This window comes from Sporomusa sp. 246TCP1 (genome assembly GCF_057319775.1).
In genome coordinates, this window is record NZ_CM170492.1 from 3471766 (window position 1) to 3489364 (window position 17599).

General features: G+C 46.6%; 15 protein-coding genes. 2 read left to right on the forward strand and 13 right to left on the reverse strand.

What is annotated here, in order from left to right; genetic code table 11:
• Nucleotides 1-38: 38 nt before the first annotated feature.
• The 7 genes from AC1ECB_RS16430 to AC1ECB_RS16460 form a co-directional block, all read right to left on the reverse strand.
• On the reverse strand, nucleotides 39-794 hold the full coding sequence (locus AC1ECB_RS16430; RefSeq protein ID WP_485664782.1) for a polysaccharide deacetylase family protein: 756 nt from the start codon (nucleotides 792-794) through the stop codon (nucleotides 39-41).
• The gene (gene whiA / locus AC1ECB_RS16435; protein ID WP_485664783.1) at nucleotides 794-1753 is read right to left on the reverse strand and encodes a DNA-binding protein WhiA; all 960 of its coding nucleotides are present in this window, start codon (nucleotides 1751-1753) and stop codon (nucleotides 794-796) included. Before whiA ends, AC1ECB_RS16430 begins: the two co-directional genes overlap by 1 nt.
• A 17-nt stretch (nucleotides 1754-1770) precedes the next feature.
• A complete protein-coding gene (locus tag AC1ECB_RS16440) occupies nucleotides 1771-3126 on the reverse strand; it encodes a gluconeogenesis factor YvcK family protein (protein ID WP_485664784.1) in 1356 nt (451 codons plus the stop codon).
• A gap of 189 nt (nucleotides 3127-3315) precedes the next feature.
• Entirely contained in the window at nucleotides 3316-4191 is an 876-nt protein-coding gene (rapZ, locus tag AC1ECB_RS16445) for an RNase adapter RapZ (protein ID WP_485669356.1), read from the reverse strand.
• Nucleotides 4192-4355: 164 nt separating this feature from the next.
• Entirely contained in the window at nucleotides 4356-5153 is a 798-nt protein-coding gene (locus AC1ECB_RS16450; protein WP_485664785.1) for a Cof-type HAD-IIB family hydrolase, read from the reverse strand.
• 25 nt (nucleotides 5154-5178) lie between these two features.
• Nucleotides 5179-5523 (reverse strand): phage holin family protein, encoded by a 345-nt coding sequence (locus tag AC1ECB_RS16455; protein ID WP_485664786.1) that lies wholly within the window; start codon nucleotides 5521-5523, stop codon nucleotides 5179-5181.
• A 152-nt stretch (nucleotides 5524-5675) separates the two neighbouring features.
• Nucleotides 5676-6689, reverse strand: a complete 1014-nt coding sequence (locus AC1ECB_RS16460) for an alpha-hydroxy-acid oxidizing protein (RefSeq protein ID WP_485664787.1) — start codon at nucleotides 6687-6689, stop codon at nucleotides 5676-5678.
• A gap of 167 nt (nucleotides 6690-6856) precedes the next feature.
• Here AC1ECB_RS16460 and AC1ECB_RS16465 point away from each other — a divergent pair, with 167 nt between their 5' ends.
• Nucleotides 6857-7396 (forward strand): DUF3231 family protein, encoded by a 540-nt coding sequence (locus AC1ECB_RS16465; protein ID WP_485664788.1) that lies wholly within the window; start codon nucleotides 6857-6859, stop codon nucleotides 7394-7396.
• A 39-nt stretch (nucleotides 7397-7435) separates the two neighbouring features.
• Here the strand turns inward: AC1ECB_RS16465 and rd are convergent, their stop codons facing one another.
• The 3 genes from rd to uvrA all read right to left on the reverse strand — a co-directional run bounded on the left by rd (nucleotide 7436) and on the right by uvrA (nucleotide 12360).
• Entirely contained in the window at nucleotides 7436-7594 is a 159-nt protein-coding gene (rd, locus tag AC1ECB_RS16470; protein WP_485664789.1) for a rubredoxin, read from the reverse strand.
• A gap of 99 nt (nucleotides 7595-7693) precedes the next feature.
• A complete protein-coding gene (uvrC, locus tag AC1ECB_RS16475; RefSeq protein ID WP_485669357.1) occupies nucleotides 7694-9499 on the reverse strand; it encodes an excinuclease ABC subunit UvrC in 1806 nt (601 codons plus the stop codon).
• Between the two features lie 23 nt (nucleotides 9500-9522).
• Complete coding sequence (gene uvrA, locus AC1ECB_RS16480; protein WP_485664790.1) at nucleotides 9523-12360, reverse strand: excinuclease ABC subunit UvrA; 2838 nt, start codon at nucleotides 12358-12360, stop codon at nucleotides 9523-9525.
• Nucleotides 12361-12539: 179 nt separating this feature from the next.
• On the opposite strand from uvrA, the gene AC1ECB_RS16485 reads away from it, so the two are divergent.
• The gene (locus tag AC1ECB_RS16485) at nucleotides 12540-12917 is read left to right on the forward strand and encodes a hypothetical protein (RefSeq protein ID WP_485664791.1); all 378 of its coding nucleotides are present in this window, start codon (nucleotides 12540-12542) and stop codon (nucleotides 12915-12917) included.
• Nucleotides 12918-12978: 61 nt separating this feature from the next.
• Here the strand turns inward: AC1ECB_RS16485 and uvrB are convergent, their stop codons facing one another.
• From uvrB to AC1ECB_RS16500, 3 genes are all read right to left on the reverse strand, one after another.
• Nucleotides 12979-15051, reverse strand: coding sequence for an excinuclease ABC subunit UvrB (uvrB, locus tag AC1ECB_RS16490; RefSeq protein ID WP_485664792.1), 2073 nt, complete (start codon nucleotides 15049-15051; stop codon nucleotides 12979-12981).
• Nucleotides 15052-15084: 33 nt separating this feature from the next.
• Entirely contained in the window at nucleotides 15085-16326 is a 1242-nt protein-coding gene (locus AC1ECB_RS16495) for a PDZ domain-containing protein (RefSeq protein ID WP_485664793.1), read from the reverse strand.
• An 85-nt stretch (nucleotides 16327-16411) separates the two neighbouring features.
• A complete protein-coding gene (locus tag AC1ECB_RS16500) occupies nucleotides 16412-17557 on the reverse strand; it encodes a S41 family peptidase (protein WP_485664794.1) in 1146 nt (381 codons plus the stop codon).
• Between the last annotated feature and the right edge of the window lie 42 nt (nucleotides 17558-17599).

Here is a 17599-nt window from a genome sequence, read left to right on the forward strand (position 1 = left end):
TAACAGACTCTATCCTGTCCTTCAACCGTTGGCGGAGTTTACCATAAGGACGCCAGCTTCCCATAGACTTGCGCCCTAAGCAGCCGCAGGCGAAATTCCCATAAACCATATTTGGGCCGGGGGATATTGACACGGTTGAGCTGATAGACATCGCCGCTTGTCGTACCTAAACCAGGCCGGCCAGTGCAAGCCCCCGTATAACCGGCTTGCTGCATTGCAGCAATTGTCGCACTATCATATTGGCCATACGGATAGGCCAAAAAATTGACTGACTGCCCCAGGCTAGCCTCGATCACCTGTTTGGAACGCACAAGCTCAGCCAATTGCTCCGGAGGACTAATTTCATCTAACGCCACATGACTATAGGTGTGAGAACCTATTTCTGTTCCCCGTTGCTGCATCACCTTCAATTGTTCCCAGGTCATATATTCGGTTTGACCCACTTGTCCGGCAATAACAAATACAGTGCCTTTCATACCGTACTTTTCCATAATAGGCAAGGCGGTCAAATAATTATCCTCATAACCATCATCAAAGGTAATAATGACTGGCCGGGAAGGCAGCTTCCCACCACCCTGTTTGGCTGCAAACAATTCGCTTAAGGAAATGGCTGTATAGCCATGCTCTGCCAAATACTGCATCTGCTGGTCGAATTCATCGGCATCAATGCTATATATCTCAGGCAAACTGCCCACCTGATGGTAGGCCAAAATAGGCACACCGCCGCCCTGAGCCAGGAGCCAAAGGCTAATTATTAGAATAAAGGCACCAATAACTTGTAAACTTCGTATCATTATTTGTTCATCTCATCTTCTGGTTGGCAAAAGCCTAATGATTGAGCTATTTCTCCCAGCTTGCGCAGGCGGTGATTGATACCAGACTTACCAATCCGCCCTTCCAGGACCTCTACCAATTCAGATAAAGTGGCCTCCGGATAGGCTAGCCGTGCCTCAGCCACCTCCCTGAGCGGTGGCGTCAGCTTATCAAGCCCCATAGCCTCTGCAATAGTCTGGATACTAGCAACCTGACGCACGGCAGCGTTGACAGTTTTTTGCAGATTGGCCGTCTCGCAGTTAACCAGTCGGTTAACCTGGTTGCGCATATCTTTAACAACCCGTACATTTTCAAAAGTCAACAAGGCACTGTGAGCACCAATGATTTGGAGAAAAGCGGTAATGGCATTACCCTCCTTTAAATAGACAATATAGTCATCTTTACGATCAGTCATACGCCCTGGCAAATCAAGCGATTTCATGACTCGTACCAGCGATTTCGCCAGATCGACATTGCCTGTTACCAATTCCAGATGGTAAGAGCCCTCAGGACGGTTAACTGAGCCAGCCCCCAAAAATGCCCCCCTGAGATAGGCCCGACGACAGCAGACTTTGCGAAGAATTCCCCGGTCTGAGTGAACGTTAAGGCCACCGTCCCGCATAATGCCTAACATTGCCAGCAGTTTGTTAACCCCGGGTGACGGTATTACCCGTACATGATAGGTATTATTTTTTTTAAGCCGCCGTCCTCTGGTCACAACCACTTCGGTATTTATATTCGCATAGCCTTTTATCAGACCAAGTACTTTCCGGGTAACAGCCGCATTCTCGCTGCTAAAATTGATACCCAGATTGGCATTACCGCCAATAGACATTGCACCCCCCATCCGGATGAGCGCTGCCAGTTCGGCAGCATCACAACAACTACGCCCACCGGTTATGTGGGCCAACTCATTTTTAACTTCCGTTGAAAACGACAAGGGCCTCAGTCCTTCAGTTAATCTTTTAATTTCTTGATACTTTCCGCCATAATATAATAATCTAACAAGCGCATCCGGTCAGAATTAAGCTTCAAATCGTACACCAGCGACATAAGTGTGCGCGACAGCTTCGCCGGATCATGACGCACCAGATTAGTTTCGCTAACAAGGTTGGCTTTCACTACTTTAATTCCCAATTTTTCAATGGCCTCAATGTCCGGCTCTACCGGATAGGCCCCCTGCTCAGCATAAATTTCCCGCAAATCGGGCGCTATCTCCTGCACATTGATAACCGCAATGTCAATTGTGCCTGGACCAGAATGGTCAAGAATGGCCTTAATGTGATCATAGGCACTATAACCATCAGTTTCACCTGGCTGGGTCATAACATTACAAATATATATTTTAACAGCATCACTATCACTTACAGCCTCGGCAATACCCTTTACCAATAAATTAGGAATAACACTGGTATAGAGACTGCCTGGCCCCAGGATACAGGCATCTGCGTCACGAATGGCCTCTACTGCCCCCTTTAGCGGCCTAACATCCCGAGGCTCAATATATACCTGCTTAATCGTTTTACCTGACAATGGAATCTTTGATTCCCCTTGAACTATAGTGCCATCAGTCATTTCGGCTGCCAGTAACACCCGTTCCGTCGAAGAAGGCAACACTTGTCCACGTACGGCCAATACCTTACTGGACTCTTTAAGTGCCTGTTCAACATCACCAACGATTTCAGTCATAGCGGCGATAAACAGATTACCAAAGTTATGACCGGCTAATTCTCCTGTACCACCAAAGCGGTGCTGAAACAGCTTTTCCATCAGCGGTTCCGTATCAGCAAGTGCCACCAAACAGTTGCGCAAATCACCTGGCGGAATAATCCCCAGATCCGCTCGCAACCGTCCGGATGACCCGCCATCGTCTGCTACTGTGACCACTGCCGTAAGATTACTGGTAATACTTTTTATTCCCCGCAATAGCACAGACAAACCTGTGCCACCACCGATAACAGTAATCGCCGGGCCGCGGTTGAGCTTACGTTTTTCAAAAATAATTTCCACAAGCTTATCAGAGCCTTCAGGCACCAATACACTAATAACAGACTTTATAATCTGCTGCGTTGCCGCCAGCATAACACCTAGACCAAGCACAATAATGGCAGTGCCGGCAACGGTAGTCACAGCATAATAGTATTTTCCTGTCGTCAGATAAAACAACCGGAAGATAGCTTCTTCCATTACACCAATATATTTATAGTTAAAAACAATGGCCAAGCCTAAGCTGGCACAAATAACACCTGCAGAAAATAGCAGCAGCCAACGCTTGAACTTCATTCCCGGATATAGCCACTTTAAAAAATGCATTCCGTCACCCCCGAGCAGGTGATAAACGCCCATCTGCTTCGTTGCTCTTGTGGGCGCTCCCTCCGACGTACTTCCGAGTACGACTGCGGTCGCGTCCTCATCGCGCCTTGCAGCTGGACATTTCTAACCTGCTCTAATCTTGTAGTATTTCCGTTATTCAGATGGGCGTTTAGAACCTGCCGCCCCCCGTTATTCAATAACATTGTGCTTTATATCCCGATGTTCAACATTAACCTTAAAGCCTTTGCCTTTCAGGTATTCAAACATCTTCTCCGCAATAAATACCGAGCGATGTAAGCCTCCAGTGCACCCGATAGCAATAATTAACTGGCTTTTCCCCTCTTTGATATAGTGAGGAACAAGAAAATCAACCAGACCTGACAGCTTTTCCATAAACTGCTGGGTAACAGGCCATTTCCAGATATAGTCACCCACTACGGCCTCACGTCCGCTTTTGCGACGCAAAGACTCAACATAAAAGGGATTGGGCAAAAACCGAACATCCATTACCAAATCAGCATCAAGTGGCATACCATGTTTAAAACCAAAAGATACGACCGTAACTGTCATGCGCTCATGTTCGTGCTCTTCTGCAAACAGGGCCGTAATCTTACCGCGCAGCTCGGCAGTAGAGAGTCCAGAGGTATCAATTATATGTGTAGCCCGTCCCCTGATTTGCTCCAGTCTGTCCCGCTCCCGGCTTATGCCCTCACTGATCCGGCCATGAGGGGCCATAGGATGACGGCGGCGGGTTTCCTTATAACGGCGGATAATTGTTGCATCTGAGGCTTCCAGAAATAATATCTCATAAAGTAAACCCTGGTTCTCCATCCCCTCCAGCACCTGAACCAATTTATCAAAAAATTCGCCGCCGCGAATATCCACCACCAGCGCAATTTTGGTAACCTTGCCGCCAGATTGGGCACATAGTTCAGCAAATTTAGGGATTAGCATAGGCGGTAAATTATCTACACAAAAATAACCCAGATCTTCCATAGCACGTACCACCTGGGACTTTCCCGCCCCTGACATTCCAGTAATAATTACCAGCCGAAAGTTATCTATCATCCTGTACACCTCTATCTTTTGTACATTTAGTTTCGTAAAATGCCTATATCTACCGTTATTTTTCCTAAGACTGTTCCGCTCTTTTTTAAATTATAGGGTAGTATGGGAAAAAAAGCAAAAGCAGTTCCTGCTATTTAGTAACAGGAACTGACGTAATCGCCTTAATTCAACACATATTTCTCAATGGCTTCCGCTACCCCATCGGCATCATTGGAGAGGGTTTCCAGTCGGGCAGCTGCCTTAACAGCATCACCGGCATTGCCCATAGCAACCCCCCAGCCGGCATATTTGATCATATCCAGATCATTGCCACTATCGCCAAGCGCCATAACCTCTTCCTGCCTAATCTGCAGCTTATCTGCTAAGAAGGCCAAAGCCCGGCCCTTATTGGCCAGTGGATGGGTGATTTCCAGAAAAGTAGGTTTGGATATTGCCACCGTTAACTGATTGTCAAACCGTGTTTTCACGATGTTATAGGCTGCTTTAATATCTTCTGCTGTCGACATGGCCAGCATCTTGGTCGGTGGTTGCTCGGCAGCATATAATCTGTCACCAATAGCATTGGCCGGTGCTCCTGAGAACCGCTGATAATATGCTGCATGTTCATCCAGTTCCTTTACATACAGTTTATCATTCATATAAGTTTGAATATACCAATTGTGTTCCCGGCATAAGCCCAACACTTCCAGCGCAAGTTCCCTTTCAACCGGCTGATGTAACAAGGTTTCGCCAGACAAACACGACTTAATTAAAGCACCGTTATAGGTAATAAGTGGTACATCAAGTTTGAGCTGCTTGGCATACACCAAGGCTGAACAATACATCCGCCCTGTGGCAATAGTCACAGTTACCCCCCTCGACACAGCCTTACGGATGGCTTCGCAAGCCCGCGGTGAAACAGCTAATTTGCTATCTAATAAAGTATCATCCAAATCTATCGCAATAAGTTTTATTGTCATTGTTTCTCCTTTTAGAAAAAGATAACTATCGATCCTGTATTATCTTTGTCAATGTAAAGCTGCATAGCGTCATAAGTAAAATACCGGTAAATGAAGCCACCACACTGGAAATTTGAAACCCGGGCAATGCTTCAACTACCATGAATGGTGTAAAAATATTAGTCATAAAGGTAATGCCGCCCAAAGTCAGCAAATTGAAAGGCAAAGCAGCAATCATCAGCAGAGGTCGAATGGCGGCATTTGCCAGACCGACAATCACTCCACCGAGCAGTGTACCGCCCAAGGTGTCTACAAATACCCCTGGCAATTCAATCACCAGCATAATTAGAATCACCGCATTAATAATAATCCGCAGTAAAAAACCAGTCACCGCTCTTACTCCTTCCACCGCCAGTGAACTCACTTAAACAAAGCTGAATACAAATCTTCAGGAAAGGATTTGGCCCCACCTAAAGCAACGTATCTTCTATATTATATCCCAAAGGACAAAATTCCGGCAATAATAAAGTAAATCTATTCTTGCTACCATAAAATCTCCACAGGTACATCGCTTACCTGAGCGGTACCAGTCAATGTCATGGCGGCGCTGAGCTCTGCTTTGTATTTATTTAAAACAAATTCTACTCCTTCCCTGCCGCCGCCTACGGCAGCAATGGCCAGTGGCCGGCCAAGCAGCACAGCATCAGCGCCTAGTGCCAGCATCTTAAGAACATCGGCACCGCTGCGAATGCCGCCATCTACCAAGACTGTCATTTTTCCTTTTACAGCCTCCGCAATATACGGCAGCACTTCTGCTGTACCAGGAGTATGGTCAAGTGCCCGCCCGCCATGATTAGAAACAACAATGGCATCAACTCCGGCCTGCCAGCAAGACTCTGCATCATCAGGAGTCATAATACCTTTGACGATAAAGGGAATGGTTGTATGATTCTTTATATATTCAAGCTCCTGGATGGTTTTAGGGCCTACCGGCTGTCCTGCATTGGTCATATTGACAAGGGCAGCCGCATCGATATCTATACCAAACGCCGGGCAGCCAGCCGCCGCAGCCTGCTTGGCCAGTTCCACTATCTTTTCAGTTTCTCTAGGTTTTATAATCGGTATACCCCAGCCCGCCTCCCTGGCAATAGCAGCCATACCTGCGTCAAATACTAGTGGGTTGGGACCATCACCAGTCATAGCAATACTACCGGCCTGGCGGCAACCGCTGACAATAGCCTGAGTATATTCTTCTTCTGTCATCGCACCATTCATATTAAGTGCAATACCACCAATAGCAGCACTAATCACCGGCATTACTAAATCTATGCCAAATAGCCGGCAAGACAAGTCCGTCTTTTTCACATCATGAACAGTTCTCAGGTTCAACCGGCATTCTGCCAAGGCTTGTACATTATGACGAAAAGCAGTTCCAGTCCCTAAACCACCCATACCAGGCACTTCTCCCGCACAAACAACACCATTACAAACCGGACAAACCCGGCAAACACCGGCAAACCGTTTTTGGGCTGCCATTTTTAGACTATTTATATCCATGTGTAAGATCCTCCTGGAATTAGATATTATACTTTGTTGAAATTCTTTTTTATCAGGCAAATTCCTGCTGCCTCACCTACTAACAAGTATAAAATTCATCAGATTGATTATATTACAGATATATTGGATTCCACAAATAAATAACAGTTGTTTTAGGAGGTTACACGATGACGGTAATGGACAAAATAAATTCCCAAACCCGTACCATCATGAACGCAATCTTAGATCAAGAACCATTAAACTACATTGAGGCGGCCGGATTATACAGCATCGTAGCCCAAGGACGTTTCAATGTCGCTCTCCTGCAAGTCATGTACAATCATGCCCATGATCCCGAACTCAAAACCCTCATTAAAGAAGCCATCAACCACCACACTGAAATGACCATTGAAGAAGCAGAGGATAAGCTCTTGGACAGCGACGGTCATACCCCTGCCTTCCATTTTGTCAAACGAAACCTGCATGACTCACCTGTTAACATCCCCGATGATGCCCGGATGTCTGATCAGGAAATAGCCATTGCCGTAGGCACAATGGCCAAAGCTGCCCAAACGGTCGTGTTAACCGCTCTTCACAGTTCTTACCAATTGGACGTTGCTCTCTTGTATCGAAAAGCCTTAGACCATGGGTTGGATTTTGACTACCGTCTGCTGCAGCTTATGCTCAACCGTGGCTGGTTGCCACATCTCACTAAAATTTCACATTAAAAAGAGTCGCGCACCTGCGCGACTCTTTTAATGCCAGCATTAGATTTTTGCGAATTGATCCTTGCCTACACCACAAACCGGACACTGCCAGTCTTCGGATACTTCTTCAAAAGGGGTTCCTGGTTGAACTCCATGATCTAAGTCACCTTGGGCCGGATCGTATTCATACCCACATACCATACACTTGTATTTCTCCATCGAAAATCACTCCTTTTTAATAATTAAATTACTTATCCCAATTTTACTATTTTAGGAATGATAATGCAAATAGATTTGTCCTTGTTTTACCAATAACTTCTACAAATTTTTGCTACGAAAAAAGTTATATACTGCCTCAGCGGCAGGAAGATTCATCCCGTCAACCTTGGCAAGTTCTCCCACCTCGGCGGCCTTGATTTTGGCTAGGCTGCCAAAATGATCCCAAAGCGCCTTACGGCGTTTAGCACCAATACCCGGAATATGGTCAAGCACCGAAACCAGGTTACGCTTTGAGCGTAGTTTTCGATGATAAGTGATAGCAAACCGGTGAGCCTCGTCACGGATGCGCTGCACCAGATAGAGCGATTGGGAGTGCCGTGGCAAAATCAGCGGTTCACTAATTCCCTCCCGAAAAATATACTCAAACTCTTTGGCCAGGCCAACAACCGGCACTTTTGTAAGGCCGGCGGCGCGGATCAACGTGAGCGCGGCATTAAGCTGGCCTTTACCACCGTCAATAATGATTAAATCAGGAATAGGCCCCTTCTCCAGCGCGTCACGGTAACGCCGCCCAACTACCTCCTGCATAGATTTAAAATCGTCAGGTTTACCCTCTACGGTTTTGAGCTTATAGCGGCGATACTCATTTTTATTCGGCTGACCATCTTCAAACACTACCATCGAAGCCACCGTTTCTGAGCCCTGAATATGGGAGATATCAAAACATTCAATGCGCTGCGGTACAGCGGACAGCTCTAAATACTGCCCAAGCTCAGCCGCCGCTCCGGTGGTTTTGTCAACATCAGCTTCCAGGCGGACTGCTTGTTCTTCCAGTACAGTAGCGGCATTACCTGCCGCCATGTTAACTAAATCCTTCTTCGTACCGCGTTTTGGCGTTTCCACCTGTACCCGACCGCCCTTACTGCTGCTCAGCCAGTCAGCCAGCAATTGCTGCTCTGCTAATTCCAGAGGCAACAATATTTCTCGGGGAATAAAGGCCGCTTGGCTATAATACTGCTTGATAAAAGCCTCCAGAATGTTCTGGTCGGTTTCATCCTCGCCTCCTAATAGTATAAAGTGGTCACGGCCCACCATCTTACCACTGCGAATGAAGAATACCTGCGCACAGATTCCAGCAGCCGACCGGGCCAGTCCAATAGCATCCTGGTCACCACTGCCTGTCACAATATTTTGCTTCTCCATAATCTTTTCAACTGCGGTGAGCTGGTCGCGTAACCGGGCCGCCTGCTCGAACTCCAATTCTTCTGCCGCCTCGACCATAAGCCGCTTGAGGTTTTTGGCAACTGCATCGCTGCGGCCTTCAAGAAACAAGGTCACGGCTTTTATCATTTCACTATAGGTCTCCTGGTCCACTTTACCGGCACAAGGAGCCAGGCAGCGTTTGATGTGATGCTCCAAACAAGGCCGCTTGGCCGCAAGTTTGCGGCAGGAGCGCAGTGGAAACAGCGTCTTTAGCAGCCGCAGCGTTTCATGCACCGCCCCGGCGCTGGTGTACGGACCGAAATACCGGGCCCCATCTTTTAGTACCTTACGGGTAGCATACACCCGCGGGAAATCTTCACAAGTCACTTTGATATAGGGATAGGTTTTGTCGTCCTTCAAGCTGATATTATACTTAGGACGATGTTTTTTTATCAGATTACACTCTAGGATCAGTGCTTCAATTTCTGACGCGGTAATAATATATTCCAGATCGGCAATATGCGCCACCAGCGCCAATACCTTGCCAGAATGGTTGCGGCTGGACTGAAAATAGGAACGCACCCGGTTTTTTAAATTAATGGCTTTACCAACATAGATAATCCGGCCTTTATCGTCTTTCATCAGATAAACGCCCGGCTTATCCGGTAAAAGTGCCAACTTTTCTTCCACCACGGGAGATATTACAGAAATAACCGTAACCTCCTTTACTGGCGCGGGCCACGGGCTAGAATAGGAGCTAAATACTGACCAGTATAGGACTGGGACACAGCAACCACCTGCTCTGGTGTTCCCTTAGCCACAATGGTCCCGCCCTTATTCCCGCCCTCTGGTCCCAAGTCAATAATATAATCAGCGGTCTTAATCACATCCAAATTATGTTCAATCACCACAACAGTATCCCCACCATCAACCAGTCGCTGTAATACCTCTAGCAACCGGTGAATATCAGCCGTATGCAGCCCGGTTGTCGGTTCATCCAGAATATACAGCGTTTTACCGGTACTACGGCGGGCCAATTCAGTAGCTAGCTTAATTCGCTGGGCTTCACCGCCTGACAGTTGGGTAGCTGGCTGCCCCAACTTAATATACCCTAACCCAACATCCTGCAAGACCTGTAGTTTACGGTGAATCTTCGGGATGTTTTGGAAAAACTCCACTGCTTCATCCACTACCATATTAAGCACATCAGCAATGCTCTTGCCTTTATAGCGCACTTCTAATGTCTCGCGATTATACCTGGCCCCTTTGCAAACCTCACAGGGCACATAGACATCCGGTAAAAAGTGCATTTCAATCTTGATAATCCCGTCGCCTTTGCACGCTTCACAACGGCCACCTTTGACGTTAAAGCTGAACCGGCCTGGTTTATAACCGCGCATCTTGGCTTCCGGCGTCTGGCTATAAACCTCGCGGATGTTGTCAAACAGGCTAGTATAGGTGGCCGGATTCGAACGCGGCGTACGGCCAATGGGGGATTGATCAATGTCAATTATTTTATCAATATACTCCAGGCCGCGAATCCCGTCATGGGCACCTGGCCGGGTGCGACTGCCGCGATACAGCTGACTGGCCAGACCCTTGTACAGTATTTCGTTAACTAAGGTACTTTTTCCTGAACCGGACACACCGGTAACAGCTGTAAATACTCCCAGTGGAAAACGGGCAGTGAGCTTTTTAAGGTTGTTTTCCTTCGCGCCAATAACCTCTAACCATTTGCCATTAGTCTGCCGCCGTATGGCAGGCACCGGAATGGCCTGACGGCCACTTAAATATTGTCCGGTAATAGAAGCCTCACAGGCCTTAATTTCTTCTACCGTGCCTTGGGCAACAATGGTTCCGCCACCCTCCCCGGCTGCCGGCCCAACATCAATAATGTGGTCGGCGGCATACATTGTGTCTTCGTCATGCTCAACCACTAAGAGCGTGTTGCCCAGATCCCGCATATGCTTTAAGGTAGCAAGCAGCCTGTTATTATCACGCTGATGCAGACCAATACTGGGCTCATCCAGGATATAAAGCACCCCCACCAGACCAGAGCCAATCTGGGTAGCCAGCCGAATACGCTGGGCCTCGCCACCGGAAAGAGTACCGGCCGCCCGGTCAAGCGTCAGGTACTCAAGACCAACATTAAGCAAAAAGCCTAGACGGGCATTGATTTCTTTTAGTATTTGCCTGGCAATAACCGTTTCCCGCTCACTAAGTGTCAGGCTGCTAAAAAATTCCTGGGACTCAGCCACCGTCATCCTTGTAACTTCATTTATATTCTTCCCGCCGATCTTGACAGCCAGCGCCTCTGGTTTAAGCCTAGCCCCCTTACACGTCGGGCAGGGCTTGGAGCTCATATATTCCTCAATTTCTTCCCGCGACCAGTCAGAAGTGGATTCACGATGCCTACGGGCCAGCAGTGGCAGCACGCCTTCAAAGTTAGAGTGATAGGTCTTTTTTTCACCATACATATTTTCGTAATGAAACGTAAATTTTTTATCTAGTCCTGCTCCATTTAAAATAATCTCTTTAAGGTCATCAGTTATCTTTTCCCAGGTATCATATATCGTATGTCCGTATTGCTCTAATACCGCCTCTAATTGACACATAAAATAAGAATTAACACTCTTGCTAAGCGGCGCAATAACCCCATCAATAAAGGCCTTACTTGGATCTGGAATGACTAATGCTGGATCAATCTCCAGGTTGTTGCCCAACCCCGTACAATCCGGACAAGCGCCAAAAGGACTGTTAAAGGAAAACATCCGCGGCGCAATCTCGGGCAGACTAATACCGCAGTCCACACAGGCAAAATTCTGGCTGAACATAAGTTCCTTAGACCCGCCGACATCTACAGACACAATACCACTGCCCAATTTGAGTGAGGTCTCCAGCGAGTCAGCTAAGCGGCTGCCGATCCCGTCGCGCACTACAATGCGGTCAACTATCACTTCAATAGTATGTTTCTTATTTTTTTCAAGCTTGATTTCATCGGTAATATCATGGATTTCGCCATCCACCCGTACCCGGACGTAGCCATTCTTACGAATGTCTTCCAACACCTTCTGATGCTCGCCTTTTTTACCACGCACCACCGGAGCCATTACACTCAGCCTGGCACCTTCGCCCAAAGCCATCAATTGGTCAACCATCTGCTCTACCGTCTGCTGGCTGATCGGCTTGCCACATTTGGGACAATATGGTCGGCCTGCCCGGGCAAATAATAGACGCAGGTAATCATAAATCTCAGTTACTGTACCCACCGTTGAACGGGGGTTACGGCTGGTGGTCTTTTGGTCAATCGATATGGCTGGTGACAACCCCTCAATATAGTCAACATCCGGCTTGTCCATCTGCCCCAAAAACTGACGGGCATAAGCTGACAGCGACTCCACATAGCGGCGTTGACCTTCGGCATAAATGGTATCAAAAGCCAACGAGGATTTGCCTGAACCGCTCAGGCCGGTAATAACCACGAGTTGATCGCGCGGAATGGTTATGTCAATATTTTTTAAATTGTGCTGTCTGGCACCCTTTACAATAATACTATCTGGCATTGTCGGTTCCCCTTTTTAGACTATATATATTAATTGATATTAATTATTTGATCTTTATATTATACCAGTATTCCACCGATATTGATAGCAGCTAGAAAGCAAAAATACTACTTGTCCTTTCTGATTGTAGCAGGTAGAATGATAATATAAATTCGAAAAAATGATCGAGGGAGGTACGTATGAGCGAAGAACGTTTTGACCGGCTTGAGCAAATGATTGGAGAAACCCAAAACCAAGTAAGCCAAACCCAAAACCAAGTAAGCCAAATGCAAAACCAAGTAGGCCAAATGCAAAACCTGATGGAACAGCTAATTAAAATGGTTGGTCATAATAATGCTGTTACCGAAGAACTTCGGGAACGCATGGATAAGCTGGAAACCAAGGTTGACTGTATGGAAACACAAATGCAAACTGGTTTTGCCGGACTTACTGCCATGGTTAATCTGCTGGGCGAGAAAGTGGATACTATTCCTCATCTCGAATCCAAACTTGAAACACTTAATGATTACATTTTGGATCAAGCAGCTGATATTCGCATGCTCAAAAAAGCACGCTAAAACAATAATTATGCACCGAAACCACCCGGCTCACGCCGGGTATTTTTTAATTTTCAACATACTACTTTTTCTGTCGTTTAGCAGATTTACCAGCAACTTTTGCCTTTACCGGTCCCACTCCTGCCTTTTGCCGCAGTTCAACAATCATATCTCTAAGTTCAGCCGCTCGTTCAAATTCCAATAACTTAGAGGCCTGGCGCATTTCTTTTTCCAGATTAACAGCCAGTTCCAACATATCATCCCGCTGCATATTGCCAATGCGATCGACTTTGTAGTTCGCCGGAGTTTCCGCTACCTTGGTGGTTTCAATAAGTTCTTTTACCCGTTTTTCAATGGTTTTGGGAGTGATGCCATGCTCAGTGTTATAGGCCAGCTGAATTTCCCGGCGACGATTCGTCTCACTCATGGCCCGGCGCATAGAATCAGTAATTTTATCAGCATACATAATAACTTTGCCATGGGCATTACGGGCTGCACGGCCAATTGTCTGAATCAGTGAGGTATCAGACCGCAGGAACCCCTCTTTATCAGCATCCAAAATTGTCACAAGTGACACTTCCGGCATATCCAGACCTTCCCGCAGCAGGTTTATTCCAACAAGCACATCATGCACCCCGGCCCGCAAATCCCGGATAATCTCCACGCGCTCAATTGTCGCAATATCTGAGTGAAGATAGTTGACCTTAATCCCCATGCCTTTCAAATATTCTGTTAGGTTTTCCGCCATTTTCTTAGTTAGCGTCGTCACAAGCACCCGCTCATTGACTGCCATACGCAATTTGATTTCATCCAGTAAATCGTCCATTTGTCCTTTAATGGGACGAACCTCGATTTCAGGATCGATAAGACCTGTCGGACGAATAATCTGTTGGACAACCTGACTGGCTGCTTTCAGTTCATACGCAGCCGGGGTTGCCGAAACATAGACAATCTGATTAATTCGTTCGTCAAATTCGTCAAAAGTCAGCGGCCGATTATCAAATGCCGACGGCAAACGAAAGCCATTCTCCACAAGTGCTTCCTTGCGTGAACGGTCACCGGCGTACATAGCCCTGACCTGTGGCAGCGTAACATGAGACTCATCAACAACAATGAGAAAGTCTTCCGGGAAATAGTCTATCAGCGTATAGGGTGACTCACCTGGCTGACGCTGGGTAAGATGCCGGGAATAGTTTTCAATCCCTGAGCAATAGCCCATTTCTAACATCATTTCCAGATCATAACGAGTGCGCTGATCAAGACGCTGAGCTTCTAATAGCTTGTTATTTGCCTTAAGATAGGCCAACCGTTCATCTAGTTCGGCTTCAATATCTCCTACCGCACGCAGCATGTTTTCCCGTGAGGTAACATAGTGAGAAGCCGGATAGACAGCAATATGTTTACGTTCAGCGATAATTTCACCTGTTAGCGTATCGATTTCCAAAATCCGCTCAATTTCATCGCCAAATAACTCCACCCGCAAAGCCTTTTCACCATATGCTGCCGGATAAATTTCAACAATATCGCCACGCACCCGGAAAGTACCGCGGGTAAAGTTATAATCGTTACGCTCATACTGAATTTCCACAAGTTTGCGCAGAATGTCATCCCGATCTTTGGTTTGTCCCTGCCTAATTGACAGCACTAACCCCCGGTATTCATCAGGCGAGCCTAAACCATAGATGCACGACACACTGGCCACAATAATGACATCCCGTCGCTCAAATAGAGAACTGGTTGCTGAGTGACGCAGCTTATCGATTTCATCGTTAATCGCAGCGTCTTTCTCAATATACGTATCTGTCTGCGCAATATAGGCTTCCGGCTGATAGTAATCATAATAACTTACGAAATACTCTACCGCATTATTCGGAAAAAACTCTTTAAACTCGCTGGCCAATTGAGCCGCAAGTGTTTTATTATGTGCAATCACCAGTGTTGGTTTTTGCACAGCTTCAATAACTTTGGCCATGGTAAAGGTCTTGCCCGTACCAGTAGCTCCTAACAGAACTTGCGCTATATCACCGCGGTCAATCCCCGCCGCCAATTGAACAATAGCCGGCGGCTGATCACCAGTAGGCACAAACGGGGCTTCTACCTTAAAGGGAATACTGCCTTCATGATGAACCGTATTGAGTTTTGGTACAGTTGCCATAATTATCACCTATATGATTTATTCACGCTGTTTCTAGCGTTTTCTAAACTTATCTTCAAGCCAATCAATTAACCCATACCGATTGGTAATCATTTCAACATAAAACAACTCGTCCCCCTCTGGGACTAAGATTACGCCTAACCGGCGTTCACCTTGTTTAAACTTACTATGCTTACGAACTTCCTTGCCTGCCCGCTTGAAAATAATGCTGAACTCTTCCGTGGCCTGACTAATCGCGGCTGCCAAATCATACCGGCTATTTATCGGCAAACCAGCCACGTTAATAATGATATCGCCAGGCTTAAACACGTTAGCTGCCGGTGAGTCACCCACCGTATCAAGCACCATAAGTCCATAAGATGGTGGCACAAAACGAGGTGGCACCTCCATTTCACGGCGGTTATCCAGTTGGATAAGCAGTTCATGGCCAAGTGGGGACAAAATGGCGGCAAACACTTGCAGCCAAACATATTTTGCTGATAACAGTGCCAGCACTAGCAAGAGGATGCTGTAACCAGCCAGGTGTAGCGCAGAATGCCACCGTCGCTGCTGTGGTAAACTGGCTATTGCCATGTCAGTATAACCCAGGGCCGCGACTACCGGCGCCATCACATAGAGCAAGCTCGATCCACTTGGTGGCTCCTGGACGACTGTTAGTAATGGCCACCATTCCGGCATTTTCATGACACCACCAGAAATAGTACCTGACGGCATAGTCACCGCCACCAGGATAACCAGCGGTAATGGCCAGAAGTTCTGCAGGCTAAAGGCTCCCACCAACCGCCCATCTTGTTTCTTGACAATCATGGGCATCGCACTATAGCTGCCGCTAATGGCAATTAACAGGCTCTCGGTAATGTGGAGTACAGCTACCAGTGACAGTACTTGTGGTACGTTAACCTCAGGCCAGCCAAAGATAATATTTGCTAATGCCACCAGCCCCCCGGCATAAGCAAAACACAAAAAACGCATATTGATAAGCATGAGCGCCAAAGCCACCGGCCAGATATAATTAAGACCAAGCTGATTCAGCGTGACGCCAACAATTGTCAACAAAAAACTGCCAGTAATACCACCAATAAGCCCATATACCCCTGCCAGCAATATTTGCTTCGTCAAGCTATATTTATAAACACCGAACATTTGCCTCTGGCTTTTTTGCATCTGCCAATACTGATAGCCAACCAGCGCTAGAATTAGCCAAAAATTAACATCCACTACTACATCCAATGTCCCGCGAATAATAAGTGAAATTAGATCAGACCATGGGAACACCTTGTCTCACCTCAATGCAGAATATATATAGCAGATAAGGGTTGGTTTATAAAATTATAAACCAACCCTCGCCTTTAGTACAGTACTACATTTTGCTTTTCAAAACCTCAAGGGCTTTATCCAGTTGAACATCTTTATCTCTACTTTCCGGCAATTGAACTACAATATCTGGTTCAATGCCCACACCATTAATGGACCTGTCGTTCGGCGTCAGATACTTGGCAATAGTCAGCTTAATTGCAGAACCCTCATCCAGGCGAACGATTGTCTGAACAGAACCTTTACCATAGGTCTTGGTACCAATCAGTGTGCCTACGCCAGTATCTTGCGCTGCCCCGGCTACGATCTCTGAGGCGCTGGCACTACCACCGTTAACCAAAATAGCGATCGGATATTTCGCGGCTTCCAACTTGGAAGAATGAGTTTCGCGTTTTCCATCGCGAGTAACCACTGAAACCACCGGACCCTTGGGAACAAACTGGCTAGCCACCTTAACACTCTCATCCAAAAGTCCGCCAGGATTATCCCGCAGATCGAGCACCATAGCTTTCAGTCCTTGTTTTTCCAGTTCCTGTAATTTATGAACAAAATCATTGCCTGTATTTTCATTAAACATGGATATCCGAATATAACCAATATTATTATCGAGCATTTTTCCAGCCACAGTCTTAATCTGAATGTTGGAACGGGTTAAGGTATAATCTTGTACCTCCTGCTCACGCATAATGGTTAATACAACCTGACTGCCTTCCGGACCCCGAATTTTACTGACAGCTTCATCAAGCGCCAGGTCTTTGGTATCTTGACCATCGATCTTAATAATCTGGTCACCACTTTTAATCCCGGATTTTTCACCAGGTGTGCCCTCAATCGGAGCGATTACGGTAAGCATTTTATCCTTAGTACCAATAACAATACCTACCCCCCCAAAAGAGCCTTCAGTCTCAATCATGAACTCTTTGAACATTTTGGCATCCATATAGAGAGAATGTGGATCATTAAGAGACTTTACCATCCCCTTAATTGATCCGGCTATCAGTGTTTCTACCGGTACCGCTTCTACATAACGAGACTTAACAACCTGTAATGCCCTTAATACCTTCAGCGTACTGACAACATCTGATGACCATGCATTCATCAGATATAAAAAGCCGGCCGATGTCGTCAGAAATGTCACTAACACCAATACTACGGCGCCAAAAATTAGTTTACGGCGACTCAATAAATACACCTCGCAGAAGTCGCGGGTTCGATACCGGACTTATCCCTTTTT